The organism is Bacillus cereus group sp. BfR-BA-01311 (genome assembly GCF_022664295.1).
In the GTDB taxonomy this organism is placed as follows: Bacteria; Bacillota; Bacilli; order Bacillales; family Bacillaceae_G; genus Bacillus_A; species Bacillus_A cereus.
In genome coordinates, this window is sequence record NZ_JAKUHC010000002.1 from 26,127 (window position 1) to 49,865 (window position 23,739).

The window sequence follows — 23,739 nt, forward strand, 5'->3', positions numbered from 1 at the left end:
TTTTGTTTTGATGCAAATATAATTTCAATTAAGGTATCTCACCGTTTTAAACTTGACGCTCCATAATCTTGTATAGTTACATTTATATGATATTTAATCGGTACCTTACTAAATGTTCGATCCCAATCTTTTTTGACTTTCTCCCATGTTCTCGGGTGTTTAATTCTTAATTGGTTGCCAAAACCCGCAATATCGACTTGGTATTCTTTTTGTATTTTTTTTGTAACATGATGTACTAAGTGCTTTACCTCTTTTTCAATAGCTTTTTCTTCCCTTTTTAAAAATTCATTTTCAAAATCTTTTCCTGATTGCATCCAATTTTCAGACAAACGCCCTTCTGATTCAATGTTTACATCAAAGGAAATATTATTTCCGTTAACATGTGGTATGATTTTGCTTTTTATTGACTTTATTTCGTATATAATGAGTTTCTTTGATTCTTTATCAAAAGTTTTTACCACACCACCATTCCTTTTTCCGTTTATCCATACTACTCCTTCCAATTCCTGTTCATTTAAAAAGCCCATCAACTTTTTTGTCTTCCCTTTAATTACAGCAGCTCCTGCAAATTTCGTTTCTCCTTTTATCGAGATTACATTTTGCAATAGAAAGCTGGACCCTGACCGCATCTTTCCTTCCAATTTAGCGAGTGATACAGGAGGTAAAATCCTTGTTGTTCTCTTTCGATTATCTGCAATTCCAGACAAACGAAATGCTGGGATTTCTCCTTTTTTGTTTGATTCCAGTACCTCCTTCGCTAGACCCTTGCTAATTAAGATCATACAGCTAAGCCGAACTTCATTGTCGCGGAGATACTGTTCAAGTAATTGTTCTAAACTGTATGTACGTACAAGACTATCACTAATAACAATGTTTTTTAAATGTGGGCTGAACATTGCGCTCTCTCTTTTCAATGAAAACTCACGAACAATTTGATGAATGGAATCACCGGTCTCAGAAACATTTATATAACGTTTTTGTTGTCCGTTTCCTTTACTTTGTGCTTGCGAACTGACAATTTGATAAGTTGCTTTTATAAGATTTCTTTTAGGATAACCTCCTTCCTCATCCTCTTTCTCAATTGTTGAATCCTTCCCTTTATCTAGTGCTATACCTGCAGTTAAACTCAACTCTTCTACTTCTTTACTGCTCCAACATCCTGTTAAAAATAGAAGCAAAAGCGTACATAACAAAACCAAATAGAACCGCATATAATTAAATTTATTTTTCACACTACTCCTCCTTTTAATCGCTTAATAATAAGAAGAAGCAGTGGCAGTAAACCAAATAAAAATAAAGCAGCATTACCGAGCATATCCCCCAGTTTAAGCAAATCATTTATATTTTTCGAAGTCATAGCAATGATGTAAATGATTGGAATCAAAGCAAAAATAAACGGATGAATACTCTTTTTAAAGAGTTGTGCCAATCCTAATGCAGCTGCATAGTAACTAATTGTATAGGTAGCAAATATTTGCATAATCCATATTACAAGCAGTAAAGATTCAAAACGTTCAAATATTAAACCAGAAATTTCAAAACTGCGCATAAGGTCAATTGTCGGCCATGTTCTTGTTACAACCCCATCAATTGATAATGCACCAATGACCATTACAACAGTTATTACATAAAAGATTAACGGAATAGAAATTCCAACTAAAATAGCTTTTACTGCTTTCTTTCGTTGTTCCATAAACACCAAAAGAATTAACATAATTTCTGGACCTGTATATGCGAGAGACGTTGTTTTTACCCCATCTAACACCGGTTTAATTCCCAAACCTAATACGGGACGGAGATTATCTATCTCGAATATCCCTATACTCATAAAAGAAATGAGTAAAAAAATAAAGAAAGTAATAGGAAATATTATTTCAAACATCCGTGCAATCGAGTTAATACCACTCATAATCAAATAGAGACCTATCCACATAAAAGGCATAACAATAGCCCATGTGGGGGTTCCTTCTAGCAAAAAAAAGCTTATTACTTCTGCCATTGAACGAATTTGAAAGGCTGAAGTTGTAAGAAAATACCCTATAATAAGAAAACTAAGCAACCTGCCTATCCATTTCCCTACAATATCTTGACTGTATTGATAAAATGTTTTATCTGGAAACTGCTGACTTAGTTTGACCATAATTACTCCTGAAACCATTGCGAGTATCCCACCTAATATCACACTTAACCATACATCTGGTGTTTTCACTTTTTCTACAGATGCTCTGGGCAGAGTGAGGATTCCTGTTCCCAGTATGTAATTTACAATAATAACAACTGCTTGTGCAGTTGTTATTCGGTCTTTAGGTATAGTAATCACTGAAGGCCACTTCCTTTCGTCATCAGCTACCTTTTGCGGTTAGTTTTTTTGGTATGCATTATTTTCGGTCGACGTCTCATTATTTTTAATGGCATGCGAACCATAAAATCTTTCCAATCACTAAATCGGTACGGAACAGCAGGGCTAGTATAAGGAACGCCAAAACTTTTCAGTTTCACTAAATGACTGCAAAGTAAAAGAAAGAAGAGAATAACTCCATACAAGCCAAATATCGCAGCACAAAACATAGCTACAAAACGAAGAATGCGTAACGTAATTCCCACACTATATTGCGGAATAGTAAAAGAAGAAATAGCTGTTACCGCAACAACGATAACCATTATTGGACTAACAATTCCTGCTTCTACGGCAGCCTGACCAATTATTAAACCGCCCACAATTCCCATTGCAGGTCCAATTGGTTTAGGCAGACGTAAACCCGCTTCTCGTAAAACTTCGATAGCTACTTCCATAATTAACGCTTCTATTAAAGCGGGAAAAGGAACTCCTTCTCGCGATCCGAGAATAGAAATAGCGAGCTTAGTGGGAATTAATCCTGGATGAAACGAAATGAAAGAAATATACAGTGCTGGAGCAAATAATGAAACAAAAGCTGTCATGAAGCGTAATAAGCGGAGAAGCGTACCAGGAAGCCACCTTTCATAATAATCTTCTGGTGATTGCAGCAGCATACTAAATGTAACTGGAGCAATTAAAACAAATGGTGTTCCATCTAACAAAATAGCTACTCGACCTTCCATCAAAGCACTAATAACACGATCAGGTCGTTCTGTATTTTGAATCTGCGGAAAAGGACTGAGATAATTATCTTCAATAAGTTGCTCTATATAACCAGATTCGAGTACACTGTCTATGTCAATTTTCTGAATTCTGTTTTTTATTTCATCCACCAATTCTGTACTAGCAAGATCTTTAATAAATGCGACAACTAACTCTTTCTTTGCACGTTCTCCTACTGGTAGCTTTACTAATGATAAGCTCTCATCCGCACAGTGTCGTCGCAAAAGTGAGGTATTATCACTTAATACTTCAGTAAAACCGACCCGTGGCCCTCTGACTAATGCCTCCGATACTGGTTCTTCCATGTTTCGTTTATTTGCTTTTGTTGTACCAAGAATAAACACATCTGCTAAACCATCAATTAAAAGAGCTGTTGAACCTATCAATACTTTGGGTATTAAATCTTTTATGTAATGGACTTCTGCTACTTCACTAATTGTAAGAACTTTATTTTTAATATATTCTTTTGAAACAGTCCCCTCCACATAAGAAGATTCATTTTTATATTCATCAGAAAAATCATCCATTAGTAATTTCATAATATGTTTGTCAATTATCTCTTTATCTGATAGACCATCAACAAAAACGATCCCAGCCTGAATATCTGTGCGTCCAATATTAAACTTCCGAAAGCGAACATCAGAATTATGTCCGATTTGTTGCTTTATAAGTTCTAAGTTAGAGGCAAAATCATTTGTGAAATGAACGTTTGCATTTTGAGATGGTTTATGCTCTTGTTTCGTTTTACTTTGAATATTATTTTTTTTCACTTGTTTGTCTCTTGACTTCCACCAACTCATTCTTCCCACTCTTTCTCTGACATACGAACCCAATGAAAAAATCTTGAGATAGTATACGGAATTAAAAACAAGATAAACGCTTGTACAAAGACTTTCCAATCTGGAAGATAAGAAGTAATTATGTTCCACATTTTTATCACCCAATTTATATACTCTGCTAGGATTGAGATTTCTAAAAAACGATATGTACTTAATAAAAAATAACAATAAGATTAAAGAGCAGAAAAGCGAGACATTATGCTTATTTAGTACCAATAACCTAATTAGTATAAAAACATTTCTGACCTAAAATACCATTTCCAATTATAATTTGTTAAATATTATCTCCTTTTCCCTTATTTATATGCCCGCATTTGAATTTCAAATAATATAAGGATCAATGATATTTCCTCTTAAAGAAAAAAAGATGCTAGAAGATAGCATCTTTTTTTCAATTCAACTTACTATGTATTTATATTTTATTGTGAAAATACTCGTTTTTTTTATGAATATTAATGTTGAAAAAAATAAAAACTACATATTCTTTTGTTCTAAGTTCCTACACTTCTACCGAATCGATACGGAATTTTCTGATTTTAAAACTAATATGAAATAAAGGAGAATAAAAAGAAAAATTATATAAAAAAATAACATTAAAACAATTATCAATCTATCAATTGAAAATAATAATTAGCAAGAGTTTATCATCTTAACTCCAGGTGTATTCGTTTTGCTTCAAAATAAAGAACTTGAATAAATTTTTTCGTATCAATACGAGCAGGTAATGTTGGTTCATTATTCAATTCTGTCATCTTTCTCCTTACGGTAGTAAAATCAAAAAATCTAGAAGCATAATTTTCGAACTTCGGGTTTAAAAAATCAGTAAGTCCAAGGGATGCTAAATGGTTTAATGATTGATAAATTGCTCTCCGAATCCGTTGTTTGGAAGCTTCTATGAACCTTTTTAATTCGGCATCTTCAGCTGAATCCCCAAGTTTTTTTTGAGCCAAATTCATAAAAATCTCTTTTAGTGAGGGAAAGCCTTGCTCCAACGTGTTATCTTGTTCATATTTATATAAATAATCTAGCATATCCATTAAATCTTTACTTCCACTTTCACTGGCTATTCCTAATTCAGACAAAAGAAAATGAATGGAATTTTGAAAATGATTGAAAGTATTTAAATGTTTTTCACTACGGTATTTTTCTTGCGTACTTAAATTACTATCCAATTTTAGTACCATATTAAGCGATTCTTGAATGTTTTTTATTGATTTTTCCAAACGAATTCGTTCAATGACTTTCCGAACAACTGTTAATACTTCAATCCGGTTAATTGGCTTAATAATATAGTATTCAACACCAAGCGAATAAGCTTCAGCAATTAATTCTTTTGATTCTACTTGAGAGACCATGATGATTTTCCCTTTAAACGAAGGCTTTATTTGACGAATTGTTTTTATTCCATCTTGATTCGGCATTAACAAATCGATAAATAAAATGTCTATATTTTTAAGGATTACCATTTGTTGCTCTAAAGATAAACCATCCTCAGCTTCCCCTATAACCTCCCCAAGATCTTCATCCTCGATAATTTGAGCCAACATTGAGCGAACCGCTTTTTCATCATCTACTATATAAAAATACATAGAATCACCCTTTCGAAATTATATGATCAATCCCTAATCTAATTATAAAAATTGATCCTTTTCCTTCGGTTCTGTCCTCAAGCGTAACATCACCTTCAAGTTGTTCGACCATTTCTTTAACATACGATAATCCGATACCTGTCGATGGGTTGCCTAAATCATCATATTTAGAAGTAAACCCAGGCTCAAAAATTGAATCTTTATATTTTGAAGAAATACCAGGACCATTATCGCCTATTTGAAATTCAACAAAATGGTGGTCTTTATTAATGTCAATTGTGATGGTTCCCATACCTTGGATAGCTTCTACAGCGTTTGTAACGATATTATTTATAATAGATAAGATTGTGTAAATATGATAATGAGGATGCACACCATCAATTTTATACACAAATTGGATGTCTTTCTCTAGCAACCGTGCATATTTCGTATTTGCCCGTATAATGATATTTACTAGTTCATGCACAGACATATAATCTGTAAAACTTTCATCAGAAATTAATTTTGAAAGTCCCGCAAAAATACGTTGGTTATCCTTTTTAACGTCATGGACCTCACCAGCAATTTGTAATGCCTGTTGCCTTAAATCCTCAAACTGAAAATCCATCTGTTTGTGCTCAAAGGAGTCTAAGGTTTTATATAAATCATAGGATTTTTTTGTTATATTCTCAGCATCTTGTAATGTTTTCTTTAAATGAACAGCATCTTCATATAAATTAGAGATGAGCATGAGCATGTGTTCATTTTGCTTCTTTATATGTCTCTCCCTTGATTGTGCTTCATACAATTTCATCATATTGAAAAAGCTTAGAACTATAAAACTATGGGAACATGCGATAACAATGATCTCATTTATTGCCTCGGATGTGATCGATGTTTTTAATACGAAATATTGAATCATTAATTCCACACAGTCTGACAGTATTTCAATCATGCAACCAATAAAACCAATCATTAGTGGTTGATGATAAAAACGTTTGATTTTTGCTAAATGAAAGAGATACGAATAAGTAAAATAAAAGAAAAAACTAGGATAGTGAGTATGAAAAGCGGCTAGCCAATCCATATTTCCCTTTATAATGACATCCATTGAGATACGAAATACTACCACGACTATCGCTGTTAAAAAACCCGGTAAAAATGCTGGAATTCGTCGAAACAATAACAAAAAAAAGAAAAATGTTGGTGCGCCAAAGCTCATTCTAAATGTTTCATTTAAAGGAAATGACTTTATTTCACCTACTAAGGGTACTGTAAGTATCATTAAAACGAGAATATAGATGTCTTTTTTTACTAAATTACTAAGATTCAAAATAATCACTTCTCACTTTCGCCTAACAGTCAGTATACAAACCTATTTGCATTAATACAATACTTACTCTATTTTTTTCAAAAACTGATAAATAAGATATAAACGAAAGCATTATAGATTGTGAGTATTCATTACACCCTTCTACTTTAGAAAGATACTTTATAACTCAAAAATGTTCAGACACAATATAAGGTCTGAACACTTTTGGACTCGCTCTAACACCAAAATATCTGTGCTCCTTTTTAAAATATACTTAAATCCCATTCTTTTGCAATATGTTCTAACAACATAATTCCTGGTAAACTATTCCCATAATCATCAATGGCTGGTCCGTAAATACCAATACCACATCCATCTTGAAACGATAAATCCTTCCTAGATTTTGAGGGAACAAGTGTCATAATTCCGCCCGATACCCCACTCTTAGCTGGTAATCCAATGAAAGCAGCAAATTTTCCGGAAGCATTGTACATTCCACAAGTAAGCATTAAAGCTTTTGTTAACCTAGCTACTTCTTTAGGGAGCACTTGTTCTTTGCGAATAGGATGATATCCATCATGTGCTAGTATAAGCCCTATTAAGGCAATATCTTCTGTATTTATTTCAATCGAACATTGTTTTAGGTAAACCTCTAGTGTCTCCTCCACATCTGATTCTAGAAAACCATTCTCCTTTAAATAGTATGCTAATGCTCTATTACGATGAGCCGTTTCCCATTCTGATTGAAATACTATTTCATTAATAGCGGGACGCTTCTCTATCATTTTTTCAATTAATACGTATAGAGATTCTAATTTTTCTTGCACCGATGTCCCTGGCAAAAGTGAAGCTATCGTAATTGCTCCAGCATTGATCATAGGATTAAAAGGTTTTCCTGGTTTATGTATCTCTAAACGAATAATTGAATTAAAGGCATCTCCAGTTGGCTCTACGTCAACTCGTTCTAATACATAAGAAATACCGCGACTTAAACAAGCGGCTATAAAACCGATTACTTTTGATATACTTTGTAATGTGAAAGGTATCTCCCAATCTCCTGATTTTATCATTGTTCCATCTGGCTTTACTATACAAATACCTAACTGCGATACATTTATTTCCCTCAGAGCAGGAATATAACTGGCGCTTCGTCCCTTAGCTGCATACGTTCGATAATGAGCTACCCATTGATCTAAGCAAACTTTTTCTTGACTCTCAACTTGAACGCTAGAATCCTTTATCATTTAATCATATTCCCCCGTACTATTAACTTTATATAGAATAATTTTTTCTTTACTATAATCAATAATATTTGCACTAGAACCAAGAAAAATATTCAGACATATTGCAGTCTGAATATCCTTCTTATTACACACTTTTCTTTTTTGAAGTTTTCTCATAACTATCCCAACATTCAATATTTTCAAGCCCTTTAATGTTTTCTTTATAAAAAATAGGATCTTTACCAGCTTTTTTCTGGTTTATATAATCTTGTAACGCCGCAAATGCTACTTTTGAAAGTAAGGTAATAGCAATTAAATTAATAATAACCATAAAGCCCATAAATAAGTCCGCTAAATCCCATACAATTTGAATCTTTGCAACAGAACCAAATACAATCATAGCCAACACACTTATTCTGTATATCATTAACCACACTTTACTTGTATGTAAGAAGCGAATATTTGTTTCACCATAATAATAGTTGCCAATTAACGCACCAAATCCAAATAAAAAAACAAAGATAGCAAGACAACCCGATGCCCAAGGACCTATGTGTTCACTTAATGCTGCTTGTGTAAGTGCAATACCATTTAATCCCGGTTGTTTATATGCATCAGACAGCAAAATAATAAAGGCAGTGCTAGTACAAATGATCAGTGTATCCGTTAATACACCAAATGCTTGAATCAGTCCTTGTTTCACCGGATGACTTGTTGTTGCTGTTGCGGCAACGTTTGGTGCACTTCCCATACCAGCTTCATTTGAAAATAAACCACGTTTAACTCCATTCATAAGTGCTGCACCAATTGAACCGCCTGCTATTTGTTTAAAACCAAATGCGTTTTGAACAATAAGAGAAAGAACTTCCGGCATTTTTGATATGTTGGTAACTACAACAAATAATGCAACTCCAATGTATAATACCGCTAAAAATACCACCTTGTATTCAGCCATTTTTGCAATACGTTGTACACCACCAAAAATAATCGCAGCGAAAGCAATGGCCATGATTATCCCAACTGTTAGACGATCTGTACCAAATGAGTTTTGAAAAGCAATTGTAACTGTATTTGATTGTACTGAATTGAATACAAGACCAAAAGTAATTGTGATTAAAATAGAGAATAATACTCCCATCCAACGTTTATTCAACCCTTTTTCCATATAATAGGATGGACCACCGCGAAAACCAGTTTTATCTTTTACTTTATATATCTGTGCTAATGTGCTTTCGACAAAACTAGATGCCGAGCTGATAATAGAAATAATCCACATCCAAAATACAGCTCCAGGACCACCTAATGCAATTGCAATCGCAATTCCTGTAATATTCCCTGTTCCAACGCGGGCTGCCATACCAATACAAAACGCTTGAAAAGGAGAGACTTGATCTTTAGCACCACTTTTTCCCTCCATTAATACACGGACCATCTCTTTTAACATTCGAAACTGTACAAAATTCAATTTAAATGTAAAATAAATTCCGCAAATAACAAGCATAATAATTAACAATTTAGACCATAAAAAATCATTTGTTGATCCGACTAACTCTACAAAAAATATTTCCATATTATCACTCCATACCAAAAATTTATCTATCATAATCTATATAAAATCACCTATATTCCTTGGCATAAATACCTCATTCATATTCAAATACAACAAGGATAAAAATTTTCTATATGAATAGAATTGGCCTGTTTAAACAAACATCGCAACACGCAACTACAAAACTGAATCTTCTAAAAACTTACCGTTTATACACACGATGCTCTATCCCCTTTCTGCAAAACTAATATTTTTATCCACTAACATTGTTGTACTACTATGTTTGTTTCGTTTACCGGTGATTTAAATCATAATAATTAATAGTGATTAAGTGGTTTTTTGTTAAACTTCTCAAGAACATGGAAATATCTCCTTTCTCACTACTAATCTCAAAAATAGGCTAGGTAAAAACTTCGCGAAAACTCTATAAAGCGCTTTCACTATTCAACTAAGAAAATCTTGTCTTTAATTTATAATTAAAAGTACAGAATGTTACGAAAAAGTACAGATTTTTATAAAAACAAAAAATATTTTAAGTTTTTTCCATCTAAAAAACACTGAGATTTTGTGAATTTTATACAGTATCCAAACGTCGCAGATTCTGTTCTACCTAACCTTTGACAAGCCTCTATTTTCTTCATAAAAACATGCATACTTTTTCTCTTTTAGAACTTCTTATAAAGTATTTGAAATCAAGAATCAATAGAATATTATAAGAATATTAAAAAAATAAAGCATTTAATTTATTTATGGTATCATACAAAAAACATTTGTTTTCTCAATTAATCCCCCTAGTGAGATTTGTTGAATATCTATTATTAAATGTATATTTCCTTTGCGTTTCATTCTACTAACATAGATTACAGGTGGTGTATTGTGAAAGAAATAGTATTCGTTCAAAGTAAAAAAAGACTCCTTATGAAATTCGAATTTTTAAAAAAGGATTTAGTACTTACCATTTCACTGATACTAGCAATTGTAAGCTGCTTAATACATTCGCCAAAGATCGAATATATTAACTTTGAAGTGTTAATTAGCTTATTTAATCTAATGGTGGCCATTAAGGCCTTGGAACAGCTAAAGATATTAGACAAACTTGCCGTTGCGATTTTAAATAAATGCAATAACAGCAGGTCAATATCTATTATTCTAATTTTGTTATGCTTTATTTGCTCCATGTTTGTAACAAATGATGTCGCTCTCCTCACTTTTGTTCCAATAACACTTGTCATTAGTAAAAAAACACAAATGAACATGATGGATACAATCATCCTGCAAACAATTGCGGCAAACATCGGCAGTAGCTTGATGCCTATGGGAAACCCACAAAATTTATACTTATATTCTTACTATGGAATTAAGCTCATCCCATTTTTAGGTTCAATCCTGCTTTTAGCTGTACTTGGAATCAGTTTGTTATTTATATTTACTCAAAAACTTCAAAAAACAAATTTAAAAATAGAACTACCTGTTATTACCGTGAAGAATCGAAAAAAAGCTACCATCTGGATTTTGATACTTATCACTATCATTGCATCTATTTTTGGTGTCATTAATTATTACATTGCGCTAATAGTTACATTGATGGCAGCATTTACGTTAGATAGAAACTTACTATTTAAGATCGATTACTTTCTTCTAATAACCTTTGTCTGTTTTTTTATTTTTATCGGAAACATTTCCCATTCCGATGCGCTGGAGACATTTGCTCGCGCTAATTTAAGAGGAGATACTTCAGTCTTCTTTAGTTCCATATTCTTGAGTCAATTGATTAGCAATTTTCCTACTTCAATTCTTCTATCAAACTTTACTTCTGATTGGAAAGCTTTATTACTAGGAGTAAATATTGGAGGGCTTGGAACAATTATCGCATCTTTAGCCAGTGTAATTTCCTATAAACTATTCACTCAGGCCAATGGTAAAGAGAGTAAGGCGTATTTAATTAAATTTAGCATTTACAACTTTTCATTTTTAATCATACTTACATGTATACAATACTTTATCTTTAAATTTCTAAAAATTTTTTAAAAAATTGATTACTTTAAAAAAACCCAAATATCTCAGCATTAAATTGAGAAATTTGGGTTTTAATATAGGTATGTTTAAAGAGATACAACAAAGTTACCATCAATTTAATATTTTAAAATGTTCTCAAAGCGAAAATCTTTTAGCTTTTACGTTATTTATTAGAATTCAGTTCATTTTTTATGTACTCAGTTATATAATAAATGACTGAATTTATAGGGTAATAACTTTCAATTAATAATAGAAATATAACTTATTACAATGTTATTTCATTTTTGAAGTCCTCTTCACAAAATCCTTAATGTCCCTCAATTTTTTTCCGCTAATATTATCTTTGATCGTTGAATCTATGTCATTTTCAATATAAAAAGTTTTATTCTTAACCTTTGTTTCAAATTTATATTTATTTTTATCCCAATTTATTAGATTGCTCTTTAGGTGTGCAATATTTCTTACATCAAATTCAATCATAAAAGGTTCTAAAGCTGGATAAAAATGTCCAAGTTTATTATTTTCTTTTAAAAAAACTATATATGTCTCCTCGGATTTTGGTTTTATATACAATGGATCTTTATTTTCTACTTTTTTAGTAAACACTTTCGTAGCACCTTTCAGAATGATTCCATTTTTATCAATGATTTCATTACTTTCCTCTAATACGAGATTTTCTGAATATCTATGATTTATTAAGATTTCATTCTTTACATAGTCCCCTTTTAAGATTTCTTTGACATGAAAACTAAACAAATGGCCTTCAACATCTTCACTTTGAATCTCATGTGATGAACTGTTTGCCATATTCCATTTAGAGTATAAGCCGTCATATTCACCTAGTACAATAACGTCTGCTTCTTCAACCATTTCGCTTAAATGATTTGTAGTTTTGAATGTCTTATTTAATACTATAGTTTCAGAATTCGATGACACGCTAGACACTCCTGCCACATCTATACTGGACCAAATTGTTTTACCAATAATAATTAAAAAAGTAAATATGAATAAACATAGACACCATTTCATTGCTTTATATTTATACATTATAATAAAGTCTCCCTAAATTATATTTTCTCAATACAAAATATTCTAAATGTTAATTAAATATTAATCCAAAAGAAGAGAATGGTGCTATAATTCTCTTGTTAAAAATAATCTTTGGAGGGATAATATGAATTTTAAAAAAGGGATTACTGCATTTTTATTAGGTACTGTGTTTGTTTTTTCAAGCGTTGGCGTTTCAGAGGCTTATGTAAAAGAAGGATGGAAGCTGCCTTCAAAATCAGCTACATATAAATGGGGAGACAGATTAGACGATGGTTCAAGTATCATCAAATCTGGTTGGCAAGCTGCCGATTCAGCCTGGTACACTGCTTCTCGTATTAATTTTACAGTTTCCTCTTCTTCTGTGAACACATTAAACTCTTGGTTTGAAAGTTCCTCTACTTATTATGGAAGAATGAAGACATCTTATAATACATCCACTAAAAAAGTAACGAAATTTGCTGGTGATATTAACGCAGGTAATACAAATATTACAAAATCAAATGTTGCTAAAAGTACAGGAGTCCATGAGTTTGGTCATGCAATAGGAATAGGTCACAACAGTGGTACTTCAATTATGAACAGCAATCGTAATCGTACTACTATGCATGTCCCTCAAACTGACGATAAAAATGGTGTAAATGCAATCTATTAACAGAAAAAGGAGATGATTTCTTAATGTTAAGTAAAAAAGCAAAAACTATGGTAATTGCAATACCTTTGGCTACAGTAATTGGTTTGGGAGGATATTCAGCATTTAATAGTCACTTCTCCCCTGTTGCTGAAGAAGATAAGAATACCGAAACTGTTATTCTCAGTAAAGATTTCCCTGCTACAAGTGATTTAAATCAAATGATTAATGAAGCAGATCTAGTTGTAATCGGTGAATATGAAGGTCTTGACTCTAAGTGGAATATGGCACGTAATCCAAGTAATCCATCGGAAGAGGACAAAGAAAATTACGTTGAAGGACATCTATATAATTTCAACATTTCCGAAACAATTAAAGGTGTGAATGAAAATAAACAAATAAAAATCAATCATCGTTTCGCTGAAACTGTAAAACTTGAAGATTCTAATGCAGTTGTTGCACCAGATGGCACAGTTACAAAAAAGGCTACTAAGATAACTACTAAAGAGGTGCAAAATAAGGATCCTTTATATATCGAACCTATGGTTAATAAAAAATATATGATGTTTTTGAAGAAGGATCAATTATTTGGTAACTACTACGGAGCAATTGAACCATTCGCAATTACCTTTGATGAAAATAACAAAGCAGACCTTCAAACAAACATAGAAACTATTAATGAAAGTAAAATGTCTTCCAAAGCACAACTTGCAGGAAAAACAATTGTATTAAAAAATGAAATACATGAAACTATTACTGACAATATTAGCGGTAAGACCCTTGATGAATTAAAAGAACAAGTAAAACAAAAAAACAAGTAATAATTATAACTTATATTGATTTTCCCTATTTCATAAGATAATTAAAATTAATTTATAACTGTTATTACAGATTAAAGAAAAATCATTTTTTTCACCCAAAAGCAAAGCAACTGCCTATCAAATTTTTTAGTAGGCAGTTGTTCAATTATTAAAATAAAGTACCATACTGTTTAATTAAATACTATTTCCAAAACAAAAAAGTAAAGGTTTTCAATTCACTTGAGCTTTCTTGTCTCTAATTCATATATTCTTCTAAATTTATTTTTTGTATATCCCCAAAAAAAATCCTACATAGCGCATGTACCAAGATTCATCTGCATAACTAGTTACATTCTCCTTTTTCTATTGTTAATAGCTTCACAATAAAAGCTGTTAAACGGAAAAAGTGGGAAGTCTTAAATTAGACTTCCCACCTTATATAAATTTACAATTAGTGACAATACCCATACAAATACAATAGTATATATAATAATCACTCATTATATGTGTTGCTCTTTTAACCGGCCAATGTAACCCCTTAGCCATCCTTCATGATTGACTTGATTGTTTCTAGATACTTAATCCCTCTATACTCTTTCAAGCGGTAATCCATTCCGATGGAAATTACAAATGACAAAATTTATCCGTTTTTCCTACTTTCTAAATTCAGCAAGTAAAATGTTTTTAAAAACTTCCGGGTTATTAAGGTTTAAACTGTTCGAATTGATAGCGAGTGTATGTTTACCTTCAAGTGTTCCACCAGCAAAAGTGGAAAACCCTGGAACGGCCCCCCTGTGTCCCCATACCGAGACACCGTTCGGAAGCTTAATTTCAAGTATTCCAAGACCATATCCGGTTCCCTCTCTATTTGTAGGGACTGTAGTAAGCATTTGTTTTAGTTGCTGTTCCTTCAATAATTTGCCACCTAGTAAGCAAGAGAAGAATTTGTTTAAGTCGTCAGCAGTAGAAATCATATCTCCATCCGAGCTACCTGGGTTAATATAAGTAACATCTTTTAGCTCACTCGCTCCGTCTAGTTGCAAATAGCCACGGGCATGCTTGGTGCCTGGAATCACGCTTGAATTACCAGGTAGAAATGTATTTGACAAATCAAGCGGTTCAATAATCCGATTTTCAACCTCTTCCGCATAGCTGTTTCCTGTTACTTTTTCAATAAGGATTCCTAGTATTACATATCCTGTATTTGAATAAGACCAACCCTTTCCTGGGGCAAAGTCTGGGGGAAGTGAAATCCCCATCTTTACAAATTCTTCAGCCGTATACGATTTTTTTATATCCGTAATATCAAAGTCTTTTGAATTTATATAGTCAGCAATACCACTTGTATGATTCAATATTTGCCGGATCGTAATCTGGTTACCATCATATCCGTTTCCTTGAATAACACCAGGTAACCATTTTTCAATGGAGTCGTCTAGATTCAAACGGTTCTCTCCAGATAATTGAAGTAGAACTGTTGCAATGAACGTTTTCGTCACACTGCCAATGCGAAAGCGAAAATCTGCTTTCATTGGTTTCTTAGTTTTCAGATCTGCTACCCCAGCACTATAACTCCAAGTTTTACCCCCCTTAGAAATTTTAGCGAGTATTCCCGGGTATCCAAGTTGCAGTTCATCTCGCATTGCTTTCTTAACGGAAGTACGATCGCTTTTCGTACTTGTTTGTAACGAACTAGATACATTTTGCGTAGATTCTGCTTTTACAATTGATGTTGGTGTTATGTATAACAGGGAACTTCCACCTATTAAAAGTGCTAGACTTGCACATGTAATTTTACTGCTTGTTTTCATAAAGAATTCCTCTCTTCTATTAAAATCGTATTGATGGTTAATAACTATGTCATATGCTAACCACACAGCTATCAACTCTCCCAATGATAAAAGTCAACACTGAATTTGCAATCAACGCACTAATCATTATTTTCACAAACACCATTGTGTTCTAACAATCTCTAAATCACTCTTTTTCCACATACATATTAACCATAGAAATTACTTCTTTTCCTTAAAACACTCTTGTTACTGATTATTTGTTTTATATGTAGGCCGTACTTGTTCCCCCCCTTCATGCCTCCTTATATTTTTATCCTACACAATGAAAATCTCTTTTTTCTTACCTATTCCTTACAAATTCCTTACATACAAAATCACTTCTACAATAGGATTGAAGTAGCATCTGTGCCCGAAAGCGCAAAAAACACCGATGCTTTTCGCTTCAGTGTTTTTGCGCTTTACATATTGAAGATTCGTTTTACTCTTAACAGGTTAAACTGCTAATTTTTTCCAATGCGATTATTCTGCTTGCTATATAGAACAAATTTCATTGTGTTATATGAAACACTATGAAATTTGTCATTAAGGCACATGATTCTAAATTTATTGATGTACTTGAGATGGACTCACTTTTTGAATTTGAACAAGTATATCAAACGCTTTACCTAATGATATATCAACAGTTTTTGGTATATCAGGCCCTTCGGTAGTTATTCCAGCGAAAATTGGATGTTGTTCGTTTAACCAAGTTTTTGTCACGCCGTTCGCCTTACGTAAATCAATAAAAAATTGATCTTTTTTGACCTGTCCAAAAATGTAATTATAACTGTTTGGATCATCCGATTTTAATGTTCCATAGGGGCCAAATTCACCATTGCTATTCTTCACATTGTATTGTCCTTCATAAACTGACGTTCCAATAGATACGTACCGTTTTCCGTAATATTCTGCTAAATGCTGCCCTGCTACTTTAGGGTATATAAAAGAAAGCATATTTGTTTTCGAAACGTGTCCATTATGTCCCCATACAATGGTTTTTCCTAAATGTTCTTCAGTCCACTTCGCATTTTCATACATTGCAATATCATGTTTCAAATAAAAATCCGCTGGTTTATCAGGAGGTGTCGCTAACATTGTAGTAAACTGTTCAATAATACGAGCATTTTGCTTTATCCATGCAAACTCTTTAGATTTCCCATTTAAATAGCTTTTATTTTCCTCTAATAAAGCACTAATTTGTTTAGCATCTAAAACATACTTTTCTTTTTCTTCTTTCGTAAGGCTTTCAAAAGTATTCATATCCTTTGTTACAGGAATAAGCCCTTTTATCTTCTCTTCTACTCTAGGCAACAGTTTTGAATTGTTTGCTTTAATATATTCTATTATATTATTATAAACATTTTCGTTTACTGATTGAATGTCCATCCCGATGACACGTACTTTCGATTTATGTTTTGGATTAGCATTATATTGCCGAATCCAATCAAGTAAATCTAGCATTTCTTTCGTCTTAAATACAGGTGTTAGATGTTGGCTTGGGTTTCCCTTACCAGTAAGAACATATTGATCAAGTTCCAAGGCCCTGTCCCATCCCTCTTCTAAAACTAGATTGGTAAAGCCCTTTTCAGATACTAAATACTTAACAATGCGGTGTTTCATTGTAAAAACTTCATGAGCCCCATGCGTAGCTTCACCTAAACCTACAATTGAAGCTGAACCTACCATATTCTTAAGTGGTTTCAAATCATTAAGAGATGCAGTTGGATTAGTTGTTTTTAAAGGCTTTGCATGTGCTTCTAACCATTTCGCTATTTGATTTGTATTGTAGGGAGCTGTAACAGAAACCTCTGTTTTCGAATCTGCATAAGTATTTCCTACAAAATGAGTCATTGTTATAGCAGAAGCAACAATTGCAATAATTATTTTCTTTTTCATAAAAAACCTCCTGAAATATTTACTTATAGCTTTTTGACATACTCTGCCAACTTCCGTTTAAAACATTCATTTTCTTATTACTGTTAAGATACATTTATTCTAGTTCCTAAAACTCACTTATTTCTTAATAGGTTCTTAAGAAATTCTTAATTCACTTATACGAATATAAAACTAAATAAGCTTCAATTCATTGTATTGTAAATTCCTCATTGCATAACATTATAATGTACAGATATTCGTTATAAATGATGTTATCTAAAGTATTCAATTTCAGTATGTATTATTAACGTAGTTAATATATGGTTAATATGATGTTCCAAATTTTGATTGTTTGTAGTCTCTTTATCATAGGGTTAATTTAGGGGTTATTTTTTGTTCACTTCATTTTTTTCGGCACTCTGCATCTAGACGGTATACCCATTGGCCACAGTTAGACTATTTCAAATCAAAAAACTAGATTACCTGCACACTAAAGAGTATAGCGCACAGGTAATCTAGTTGTTTTTGAGATTAATAAAAAACTAATTTATCTTTTGAATTCTTCCATCAATAATAGACTGAATTGGTTCTTTTGATTTTTTTATATAATCTACTAATGCTTCAAAATCAGTTGGTCCTGTTTCAGCATCTTTACCGTTTTTAAAGGATACAAATCCATCTCCACCTGAAGCTAGAAATGCGTTCGCAACGACGCTGTAAGTTTTAGAAGGAATGATTTCTTCTCCATTTGCTAAGCGAATACTTGTTACTTTTTCTCCATTAGGCTTGTTCACATCCCAAGTGTATTGGATACCTGAAATTTGAAGCATTCTTGTTATATCTTTTTGCCATTGTTGATTTAAAATATCACGAATGTCTTGACCTGTTAAATTTACTTTTATTAATTGATTTCCGAATGGTTGAATACCATATATCTCTCCCCATGTAATATCACCAGCATCTAAGTCATTACGAATACCACCAGGATTCATAAGTGCAATTTGGGATTGCATTGTTGCACGCTGGGCATCAGCAACTAAATTTCCGAGAGTAGATTCACCAGCCGTATTGAGTTTACGATCTAGTGGAGCAATAGACTTACCTACAACTTCATTAACAAGAGGTGCGATTTTTGCTTGATATTTCTCCATCTTCTTCTTTATTTTTTTATCAGGCTCCATGCCTTCATGGTAAGTTGTAACAATTTCTGCTTTTTTCTCAACAATATCTTGTGTCTTACGATCAATCTTTACATCAACATCAGCAAAAGCCATACCATATGAATTTGCTTGTACGACAAGTTTATTATTAACAGTTCCATTTACATAAGTGTGGCTATGGCCACCAAAAATAACATCGACTTCTGGATCAGTCTCATTTGCTAATCGGACGATATCACCATTTGTTACGCCGTTCCCATCTGTTGTACCTCCGTTATGTGCAAGAACAACGATAGATTTAACGCCTAGTTTTTTTAATTGCTTTACGGATTTGTTAATAGCTTCAACTTCATCTGTAATTTCTACATTCTTTAGCATAGTAGGCATAACAAGGTTAGGAACATCCGTTGTTACGACTCCGATAAAGCCAACAGGCACTCCTTGTACCTTTTTTATAGTGAATGGTGGTAAAAATAGACGCCCGGTGGATTTATTATAGAAATTTGCAGCAACATATGGGAATTTTGCTCCTTTAAAATTACCTGTTTTCTCATGGTATCCACCATAAATAAGGCGGTTCATTTCTTCAACACCTTCATCAAATTCATGATTTCCTATCGTTCCAACATCGAATTTCAAATCATTTAGAAATTCAATCGTAGGTTCGTCTTGTAATAATGCTGAAACAGGAGTACTTGCTCCAACAACATCGCCAGCATGTACCTTTAATGTATTCGGATTTTGTTTTTCACGATCACGTAAATAAGCCCCTAAGTACTCAATTCCCCCTGCATCTTTATTGTTAATTTTTTTTACAGTGTCTAGTTGTCCATGAAAATCGTTAATACCGAGCATTTGTACATCTATGTAGCGGTTTTGTTCTGTACTTGCTTGGATTGAAGGCGCAGCAAATACACTAGTAAAAGTAACTGTACTTAATGCTAAAGCAACTGGAATGATTTTTTTCAACATAAAATTTCTCTCCCCTAATTAAAATCTGACATAATACGATGTTATTTTAATATATTAAGAGAATTATTTCCACAAAAATTCTACCAATTATAAAAATTAATAAGATTTTATTGTTTTCTGACAAGATATTTCTTCCTCAGAAAAATGTATATTTCTTTGTTTTGAGGATTATTCAAAATATTATCTTGATAGTAATATAACAATACTTCTAAGAAATCTAAAAAACTCTAATCAATATATTTTAGCTGTTAAGAAGAGTATTCACTCCAAAATTAATGGAGATTTATCAACCTAACATCTCAATATCACCATTTAAAAAGATGCTCCTGGATTTATCCAAGAGCATCTTTTATAAAGCTTTATTTTTTACTTATTTATAATTTATCAACTAACAATTATATAGTTGTAATCAGTCATTTAAAAATAATAGGAGTGCTTCATTAAATTCTTTAGCATGCGTTGCATTTAGCCCATGTGGACCACCCTTTATTAAGGCTACTTTAGAATTAGGAATTGCTTCATGTGTTAATTTCCCACTATATTCATATGGTACAGTTGCATCAGAATCACCGTGAATAATAAGAGTAGGTATATTAAACTTCTCCAAGTCTTTTCTAAAATCTGTCTTACTAAAGGCGGTAATACAATCAAGTGTTCCTTTAGGTGATGCACTGGCTGCAATATCCCAATTATATAAACGGAATGGTTCACTAACTAAATCTGTTCGATTACCAGCCGCGAAAAATCCCTTAGTAAATTCATCAAGAAATGCAAGGCGGTCATTTATCACACCACTTTTGAATGCTTCAATTGTAGCATCATCTAATGCCCCTTCAGGATAATCCTCTGATTTGTATAAATATGGAGGAACTGCTCCAGCAAAAACAGCCTTTTCAATACGACCTGTTCCATACGTACTAATGTACCGGGCTACCTCGCCTCCACCCATAGAAAAACCAACAAGTGTGACATTTTGAAGCTCTAAATGTTCTAATAGTTGATGTAAATCAGAAGTAAAGGTATCATATTCATACCCTTCCCACGGCTGAGATGATTGTCCAAATCCTCGACGATCATATGTTATAACTCTGTATCCAGCCTCAACAAGAGCGGGAACTTGGTATTCCCAAGATCGACCACTTAACGGCCAACCATGAATGAGTACAACTGGTTTTCCTGTGCCATGATCCTCATAATATATCTCAATTGGTTCTTGCTTTTCGGTTCCTACAGTAATTTTAGCCATGCTTCTACCTCCCAAAAATATTCTAATATGTATCCTTTTCTTCTATAATCTGGATGAATGTCATAACCTATTCATGCACGTTTATGTTGTGAATTCTAAGTATGAAACTCTATTGTTCCAATGCATTCATTTTCTCCTTTTGGAACAATCCCCCCTCTAATACCTTTTTCATCATAAAATAATTACTGAACATTACTCCTATTCAATTGTAATAACAAAAATAGGTGACTATCAATATCGTTCTATCTATAGGATGTATAGGTAAAACCAATCTATTTTATAGTGAAAACAACTATAGTTACGACCTATGAAAATTATAGATAATTTAGAATTGATTAATGAATCAGTTTTCAAATACTATAAATTTGTATAGCACTTCATGTTCTGTGAATGCTGCTATAACCAATATTATTGGTCAGCTTAGTTATAAACGAAGAAACTTATGATAGTATCCGACTATTTAAACTTTCTTCGATTACTTAATTTTTAGGAGGAATACATAATGACTGATCTCTATTCTCGTATTAACAAAGATGATGCTGTTGTGCTTTTAGTAGATCATCAAACTGGTCTTATGTCTGGACTAGTACGTGACTATGGTGTTGATGAATTCAAGAACAATGTTTTAGCTCTTGCTCATACTGCTAAGTTTTTTAATTTACCAGTTATTTTAACAACAAGTTTTGAAAACGGGCCTAATGGACCTTTAATGCAAGAATTGGTTGATCTCTTTCCTCATGCACCAAAAATAGCTCGACCTGGACAAATTAACGCATGGGATAATGATGATTTTGTAAAAGCAATCGAAGAAACTGGAAAAAAACAACTTATCATCGCAGGCGTAGTTACGGACGTTTGTGTTGCTTTCCCGGCACTTTCCGCTATAAAAGCTGGATATGAAGTATTTGCTGTTACTGATGCTTCAGGAACTTTCAGTAAACAAGTTGCAGATGCTGCCAATACACGTATGGCACATAGTGGCGTGCAACTTATGAACTGGTTTAGCGTAGCTTGCGAATTACAACGCGATTGGCGCAACGATGTCGAAGGTTTTGGCAATTTGCTTGCTAGCAATCTTCCAGGCTATCAAAATATAATTGGAAGCTATAGAGGAGCTCAGCGAGATCTTAGTAAACAAAATGCATAAATGTATCTCAAGGAAATAGCTTTAAATCACCTTTTTTAAAGTAGATAGTATAAATTTAGTGCTGATTAAATCAGCACTAAATTTAAATTAAAAAGTATAGTAGAGCTTCAATTGACAGAAGATACATTACTTTCAATAAACAATTGAAAAAGGAGCGTTTTATTATGAGTAATTTAGAATTGTTAAATCCGGAGAACAGTGCCTTAATTTTAATTGATTTTCAACCTCAAATGACTTTTGGAGTTGCAAGTATTGATAGACAAACATTGATTAATAACGTTATGCTACTTGCTAAATCAGCAAAAACTTTTAACGTACCTACTATTCTTACTACAGTTGAAACACGCAGCTTTTCTGGTTATTTTTGGCCACAAATTCTTGATATATTCCCAAACCATGAAATTATAGAACGTAGTTCAATGAACTCTTGGGAAGATCCGAAATTTGTTGAGGCAGTTAAAGCAACCGGTAGAAAGAAATTAATATTTGCAGCACTTTGGACTGAAGTTTGCCTTGCATTCCCTGTGCTTGAAGCAATTAAAGCTGGCTATGAGGTATATGCAGTTGATGATGCTTCAGGTGGTACTAGTTTGACAGCACATAACGCTGCTATGCGTCGTGTAGAACAAGCTGGTGCAATTCCAGTGACAGCAATTCAAGTTTTACTTGAATATCAACGTGACTGGGCACACAAAGACACTTATGATGCTGTAATGGAGATTGTAAAGGAACACACTGGTGCTTATGGTCAAGGTGTAGAATACGCATATACTATGGTGCATGGCGCGCTTCCAAGCAGGAAAATATGAAACAAGAAGGAGTAGCTGTCGAAGAGACTTATACAGGGAACACGATGGATGCCGGCAATCCAGTAACAACGATTGTTACATGGGAAATTCAAGAAGGTAGAGAAGAACAGTTTGAAACATGGAGACATGAAATTGAGGCTGCGGCTACTAAATTCCCAGGACATTTAGGTGTAAATCTAATAGTCCCAAGTAACGAATCCAGAGAGTATACTGTTATTTTTCGCTTTGATACGTATGAGCATCTACGTACTTGGCAAGAATCAGATGTTCGCCGGGATTTGTTAAAAACGGCGGAGCAATTTCAAGCCACTAATCCAACTTACAAAACTGAAAGCAGTTTGGCTTATTGGTTTGTTACTCCGAAAACGCCAGTTCCACCACCAAAATGGAAAATGTCTATCGTTACCCTTCTGGGTGTATGGCCTCTTAGCATGTTAGTTCCTAAAGTGATAGGACCTATTATAAAACATATGAATCCTATTATGTCAGCTTTTTTTGTTTCTGTATGTATCGTGTCCTTGCTATCATGGGTAGTCATGCCGATTTTCGGTAAATTATTTCATCCATGGTTACAAAATAATAGAAAGTAGAC

At 33.1% G+C, this 23,739-nt stretch carries 19 protein-coding genes; 6 read left to right on the top strand and 13 right to left on the bottom strand.

Annotated elements, in window-relative coordinates; translation table 11 throughout:
* Nucleotides 1–38: 38 nt before the first annotated feature.
* The 8 genes from MR136_RS05365 to MR136_RS05395 form a co-directional block, all read right to left on the bottom strand.
* Nucleotides 39–1,232 carry a Ger(x)C family spore germination protein gene (locus tag MR136_RS05365; protein WP_000790805.1) on the bottom strand — a complete coding sequence of 398 codons (1,194 nt, stop codon included), beginning with the start codon at nucleotides 1,230–1,232 and terminating at the stop codon, nucleotides 39–41.
* Nucleotides 1,229–2,320 carry a spore germination protein gene (locus MR136_RS05370; protein ID WP_017673624.1) on the bottom strand — a complete coding sequence of 364 codons (1,092 nt, stop codon included), beginning with the start codon at nucleotides 2,318–2,320 and terminating at the stop codon, nucleotides 1,229–1,231. Before MR136_RS05370 ends, MR136_RS05365 begins: the two co-directional genes overlap by 4 nt.
* A 26-nt stretch (nucleotides 2,321–2,346) precedes the next feature.
* Entirely contained in the window at nucleotides 2,347–3,921 is a 1,575-nt protein-coding gene (locus MR136_RS05375; RefSeq protein WP_103622191.1) for a spore germination protein, read from the bottom strand.
* The gene (locus MR136_RS28400; protein WP_000267088.1) at nucleotides 3,918–4,052 is read right to left on the bottom strand and encodes a hypothetical protein; all 135 of its coding nucleotides are present in this window, start codon (nucleotides 4,050–4,052) and stop codon (nucleotides 3,918–3,920) included. Before MR136_RS28400 ends, MR136_RS05375 begins: the two co-directional genes overlap by 4 nt.
* Before the next feature lie 552 nt (nucleotides 4,053–4,604).
* Nucleotides 4,605–5,549 (bottom strand): response regulator, encoded by a 945-nt coding sequence (locus tag MR136_RS05380; protein WP_000274085.1) that lies wholly within the window; start codon nucleotides 5,547–5,549, stop codon nucleotides 4,605–4,607.
* 4 nt (nucleotides 5,550–5,553) lie between these two features.
* A complete protein-coding gene (locus MR136_RS05385; protein ID WP_000584790.1) occupies nucleotides 5,554–6,870 on the bottom strand; it encodes a sensor histidine kinase in 1,317 nt (438 codons plus the stop codon).
* Nucleotides 6,871–7,103: 233 nt separating this feature from the next.
* Complete coding sequence (gene glsA, locus MR136_RS05390) at nucleotides 7,104–8,084, bottom strand: glutaminase GlsA (protein WP_000588662.1); 981 nt, start codon at nucleotides 8,082–8,084, stop codon at nucleotides 7,104–7,106.
* 124 nt (nucleotides 8,085–8,208) lie between these two features.
* Nucleotides 8,209–9,633, bottom strand: a complete 1,425-nt coding sequence (locus MR136_RS05395) for an alanine/glycine:cation symporter family protein (RefSeq protein ID WP_088338976.1) — start codon at nucleotides 9,631–9,633, stop codon at nucleotides 8,209–8,211.
* An 855-nt stretch (nucleotides 9,634–10,488) separates the two neighbouring features.
* Here MR136_RS05395 and MR136_RS05400 point away from each other — a divergent pair.
* Nucleotides 10,489–11,640 (top strand): anion transporter, encoded by a 1,152-nt coding sequence (locus tag MR136_RS05400; protein WP_000659307.1) that lies wholly within the window; start codon nucleotides 10,489–10,491, stop codon nucleotides 11,638–11,640.
* Nucleotides 11,641–11,901: 261 nt separating this feature from the next.
* Here the strand turns inward: MR136_RS05400 and MR136_RS05405 are convergent, their stop codons facing one another.
* Nucleotides 11,902–12,675 carry a hypothetical protein gene (locus MR136_RS05405; RefSeq protein ID WP_000280045.1) on the bottom strand — a complete coding sequence of 258 codons (774 nt, stop codon included), beginning with the start codon at nucleotides 12,673–12,675 and terminating at the stop codon, nucleotides 11,902–11,904.
* A gap of 127 nt (nucleotides 12,676–12,802) precedes the next feature.
* On the opposite strand from MR136_RS05405, the gene MR136_RS05410 reads away from it, so the two are divergent.
* Nucleotides 12,803–13,330, top strand: a complete 528-nt coding sequence (locus tag MR136_RS05410; RefSeq protein WP_001009605.1) for a matrixin family metalloprotease — start codon at nucleotides 12,803–12,805, stop codon at nucleotides 13,328–13,330.
* Between the two features lie 23 nt (nucleotides 13,331–13,353).
* A complete protein-coding gene (locus MR136_RS05415; protein WP_000949362.1) occupies nucleotides 13,354–14,127 on the top strand; it encodes a hypothetical protein in 774 nt (257 codons plus the stop codon).
* 632 nt (nucleotides 14,128–14,759) lie between these two features.
* Here the strand turns inward: MR136_RS05415 and MR136_RS05420 are convergent.
* The 4 genes from MR136_RS05420 to MR136_RS05435 form a co-directional block, all read right to left on the bottom strand.
* Complete coding sequence (locus MR136_RS05420) at nucleotides 14,760–15,917, bottom strand: serine hydrolase domain-containing protein (protein ID WP_088338305.1); 1,158 nt, start codon at nucleotides 15,915–15,917, stop codon at nucleotides 14,760–14,762.
* A gap of 585 nt (nucleotides 15,918–16,502) precedes the next feature.
* Complete coding sequence (locus MR136_RS05425; RefSeq protein WP_088338304.1) at nucleotides 16,503–17,834, bottom strand: erythromycin esterase family protein; 1,332 nt, start codon at nucleotides 17,832–17,834, stop codon at nucleotides 16,503–16,505.
* Nucleotides 17,835–18,355: 521 nt separating this feature from the next.
* Nucleotides 18,356–19,945, bottom strand: a complete 1,590-nt coding sequence (locus MR136_RS05430) for a bifunctional metallophosphatase/5'-nucleotidase (protein WP_063536788.1) — start codon at nucleotides 19,943–19,945, stop codon at nucleotides 18,356–18,358.
* A 409-nt stretch (nucleotides 19,946–20,354) separates the two neighbouring features.
* A complete protein-coding gene (locus tag MR136_RS05435; RefSeq protein ID WP_088338851.1) occupies nucleotides 20,355–21,191 on the bottom strand; it encodes a bromoperoxidase in 837 nt (278 codons plus the stop codon).
* Nucleotides 21,192–21,693: 502 nt separating this feature from the next.
* Between MR136_RS05435 and ycaC the strand changes: the two genes are divergently transcribed.
* The 3 genes from ycaC to MR136_RS05450 all read left to right on the top strand — a co-directional run bounded on the left by ycaC (nucleotide 21,694) and on the right by MR136_RS05450 (nucleotide 23,737).
* Nucleotides 21,694–22,338 (top strand): isochorismate family cysteine hydrolase YcaC, encoded by a 645-nt coding sequence (gene ycaC / locus MR136_RS05440; RefSeq protein ID WP_000131227.1) that lies wholly within the window; start codon nucleotides 21,694–21,696, stop codon nucleotides 22,336–22,338.
* 164 nt (nucleotides 22,339–22,502) lie between these two features.
* The gene (locus tag MR136_RS05445; protein ID WP_000067162.1) at nucleotides 22,503–23,147 is read left to right on the top strand and encodes a hydrolase; all 645 of its coding nucleotides are present in this window, start codon (nucleotides 22,503–22,505) and stop codon (nucleotides 23,145–23,147) included.
* Entirely contained in the window at nucleotides 23,144–23,737 is a 594-nt protein-coding gene (locus tag MR136_RS05450) for an antibiotic biosynthesis monooxygenase (RefSeq protein ID WP_088338852.1), read from the top strand. Before MR136_RS05445 ends, MR136_RS05450 begins: the two co-directional genes overlap by 4 nt.
* Nucleotides 23,738–23,739 lie beyond the last annotated feature (2 nt).

Coding starts and splice junctions, on each gene's coding strand:
- MR136_RS05375 (WP_103622191.1), bottom strand. CDS start 3,921: ATGAGTTGGTGGAAGTCAAGAGACAAACAAGTGAAAAAAAATAATATT.
- MR136_RS28400 (WP_000267088.1), bottom strand. CDS start 4,052: ATGTGGAACATAATTACTTCTTATCTTCCAGATTGGAAAGTCTTTGTA.
- MR136_RS05380 (WP_000274085.1), bottom strand. CDS start 5,549: ATGTATTTTTATATAGTAGATGATGAAAAAGCGGTTCGCTCAATGTTG.
- glsA (WP_000588662.1), bottom strand. CDS start 8,084: ATGATAAAGGATTCTAGCGTTCAAGTTGAGAGTCAAGAAAAAGTTTGC.
- MR136_RS05395 (WP_088338976.1), bottom strand. CDS start 9,633: ATGGAAATATTTTTTGTAGAGTTAGTCGGATCAACAAATGATTTTTTA.
- MR136_RS05405 (WP_000280045.1), bottom strand. CDS start 12,675: ATGTATAAATATAAAGCAATGAAATGGTGTCTATGTTTATTCATATTT.
- MR136_RS05410 (WP_001009605.1), top strand. CDS start 12,803: ATGAATTTTAAAAAAGGGATTACTGCATTTTTATTAGGTACTGTGTTT.
- MR136_RS05415 (WP_000949362.1), top strand. CDS start 13,354: ATGTTAAGTAAAAAAGCAAAAACTATGGTAATTGCAATACCTTTGGCT.
- MR136_RS05420 (WP_088338305.1), bottom strand. CDS start 15,917: ATGAAAACAAGCAGTAAAATTACATGTGCAAGTCTAGCACTTTTAATA.
- MR136_RS05425 (WP_088338304.1), bottom strand. CDS start 17,834: ATGAAAAAGAAAATAATTATTGCAATTGTTGCTTCTGCTATAACAATG.
- MR136_RS05430 (WP_063536788.1), bottom strand. CDS start 19,945: ATGTTGAAAAAAATCATTCCAGTTGCTTTAGCATTAAGTACAGTTACT.
- MR136_RS05435 (WP_088338851.1), bottom strand. CDS start 21,191: ATGGCTAAAATTACTGTAGGAACCGAAAAGCAAGAACCAATTGAGATA.
- ycaC (WP_000131227.1), top strand. CDS start 21,694: ATGACTGATCTCTATTCTCGTATTAACAAAGATGATGCTGTTGTGCTT.
- MR136_RS05445 (WP_000067162.1), top strand. CDS start 22,503: ATGAGTAATTTAGAATTGTTAAATCCGGAGAACAGTGCCTTAATTTTA.
- MR136_RS05450 (WP_088338852.1), top strand. CDS start 23,144: ATGAAACAAGAAGGAGTAGCTGTCGAAGAGACTTATACAGGGAACACG.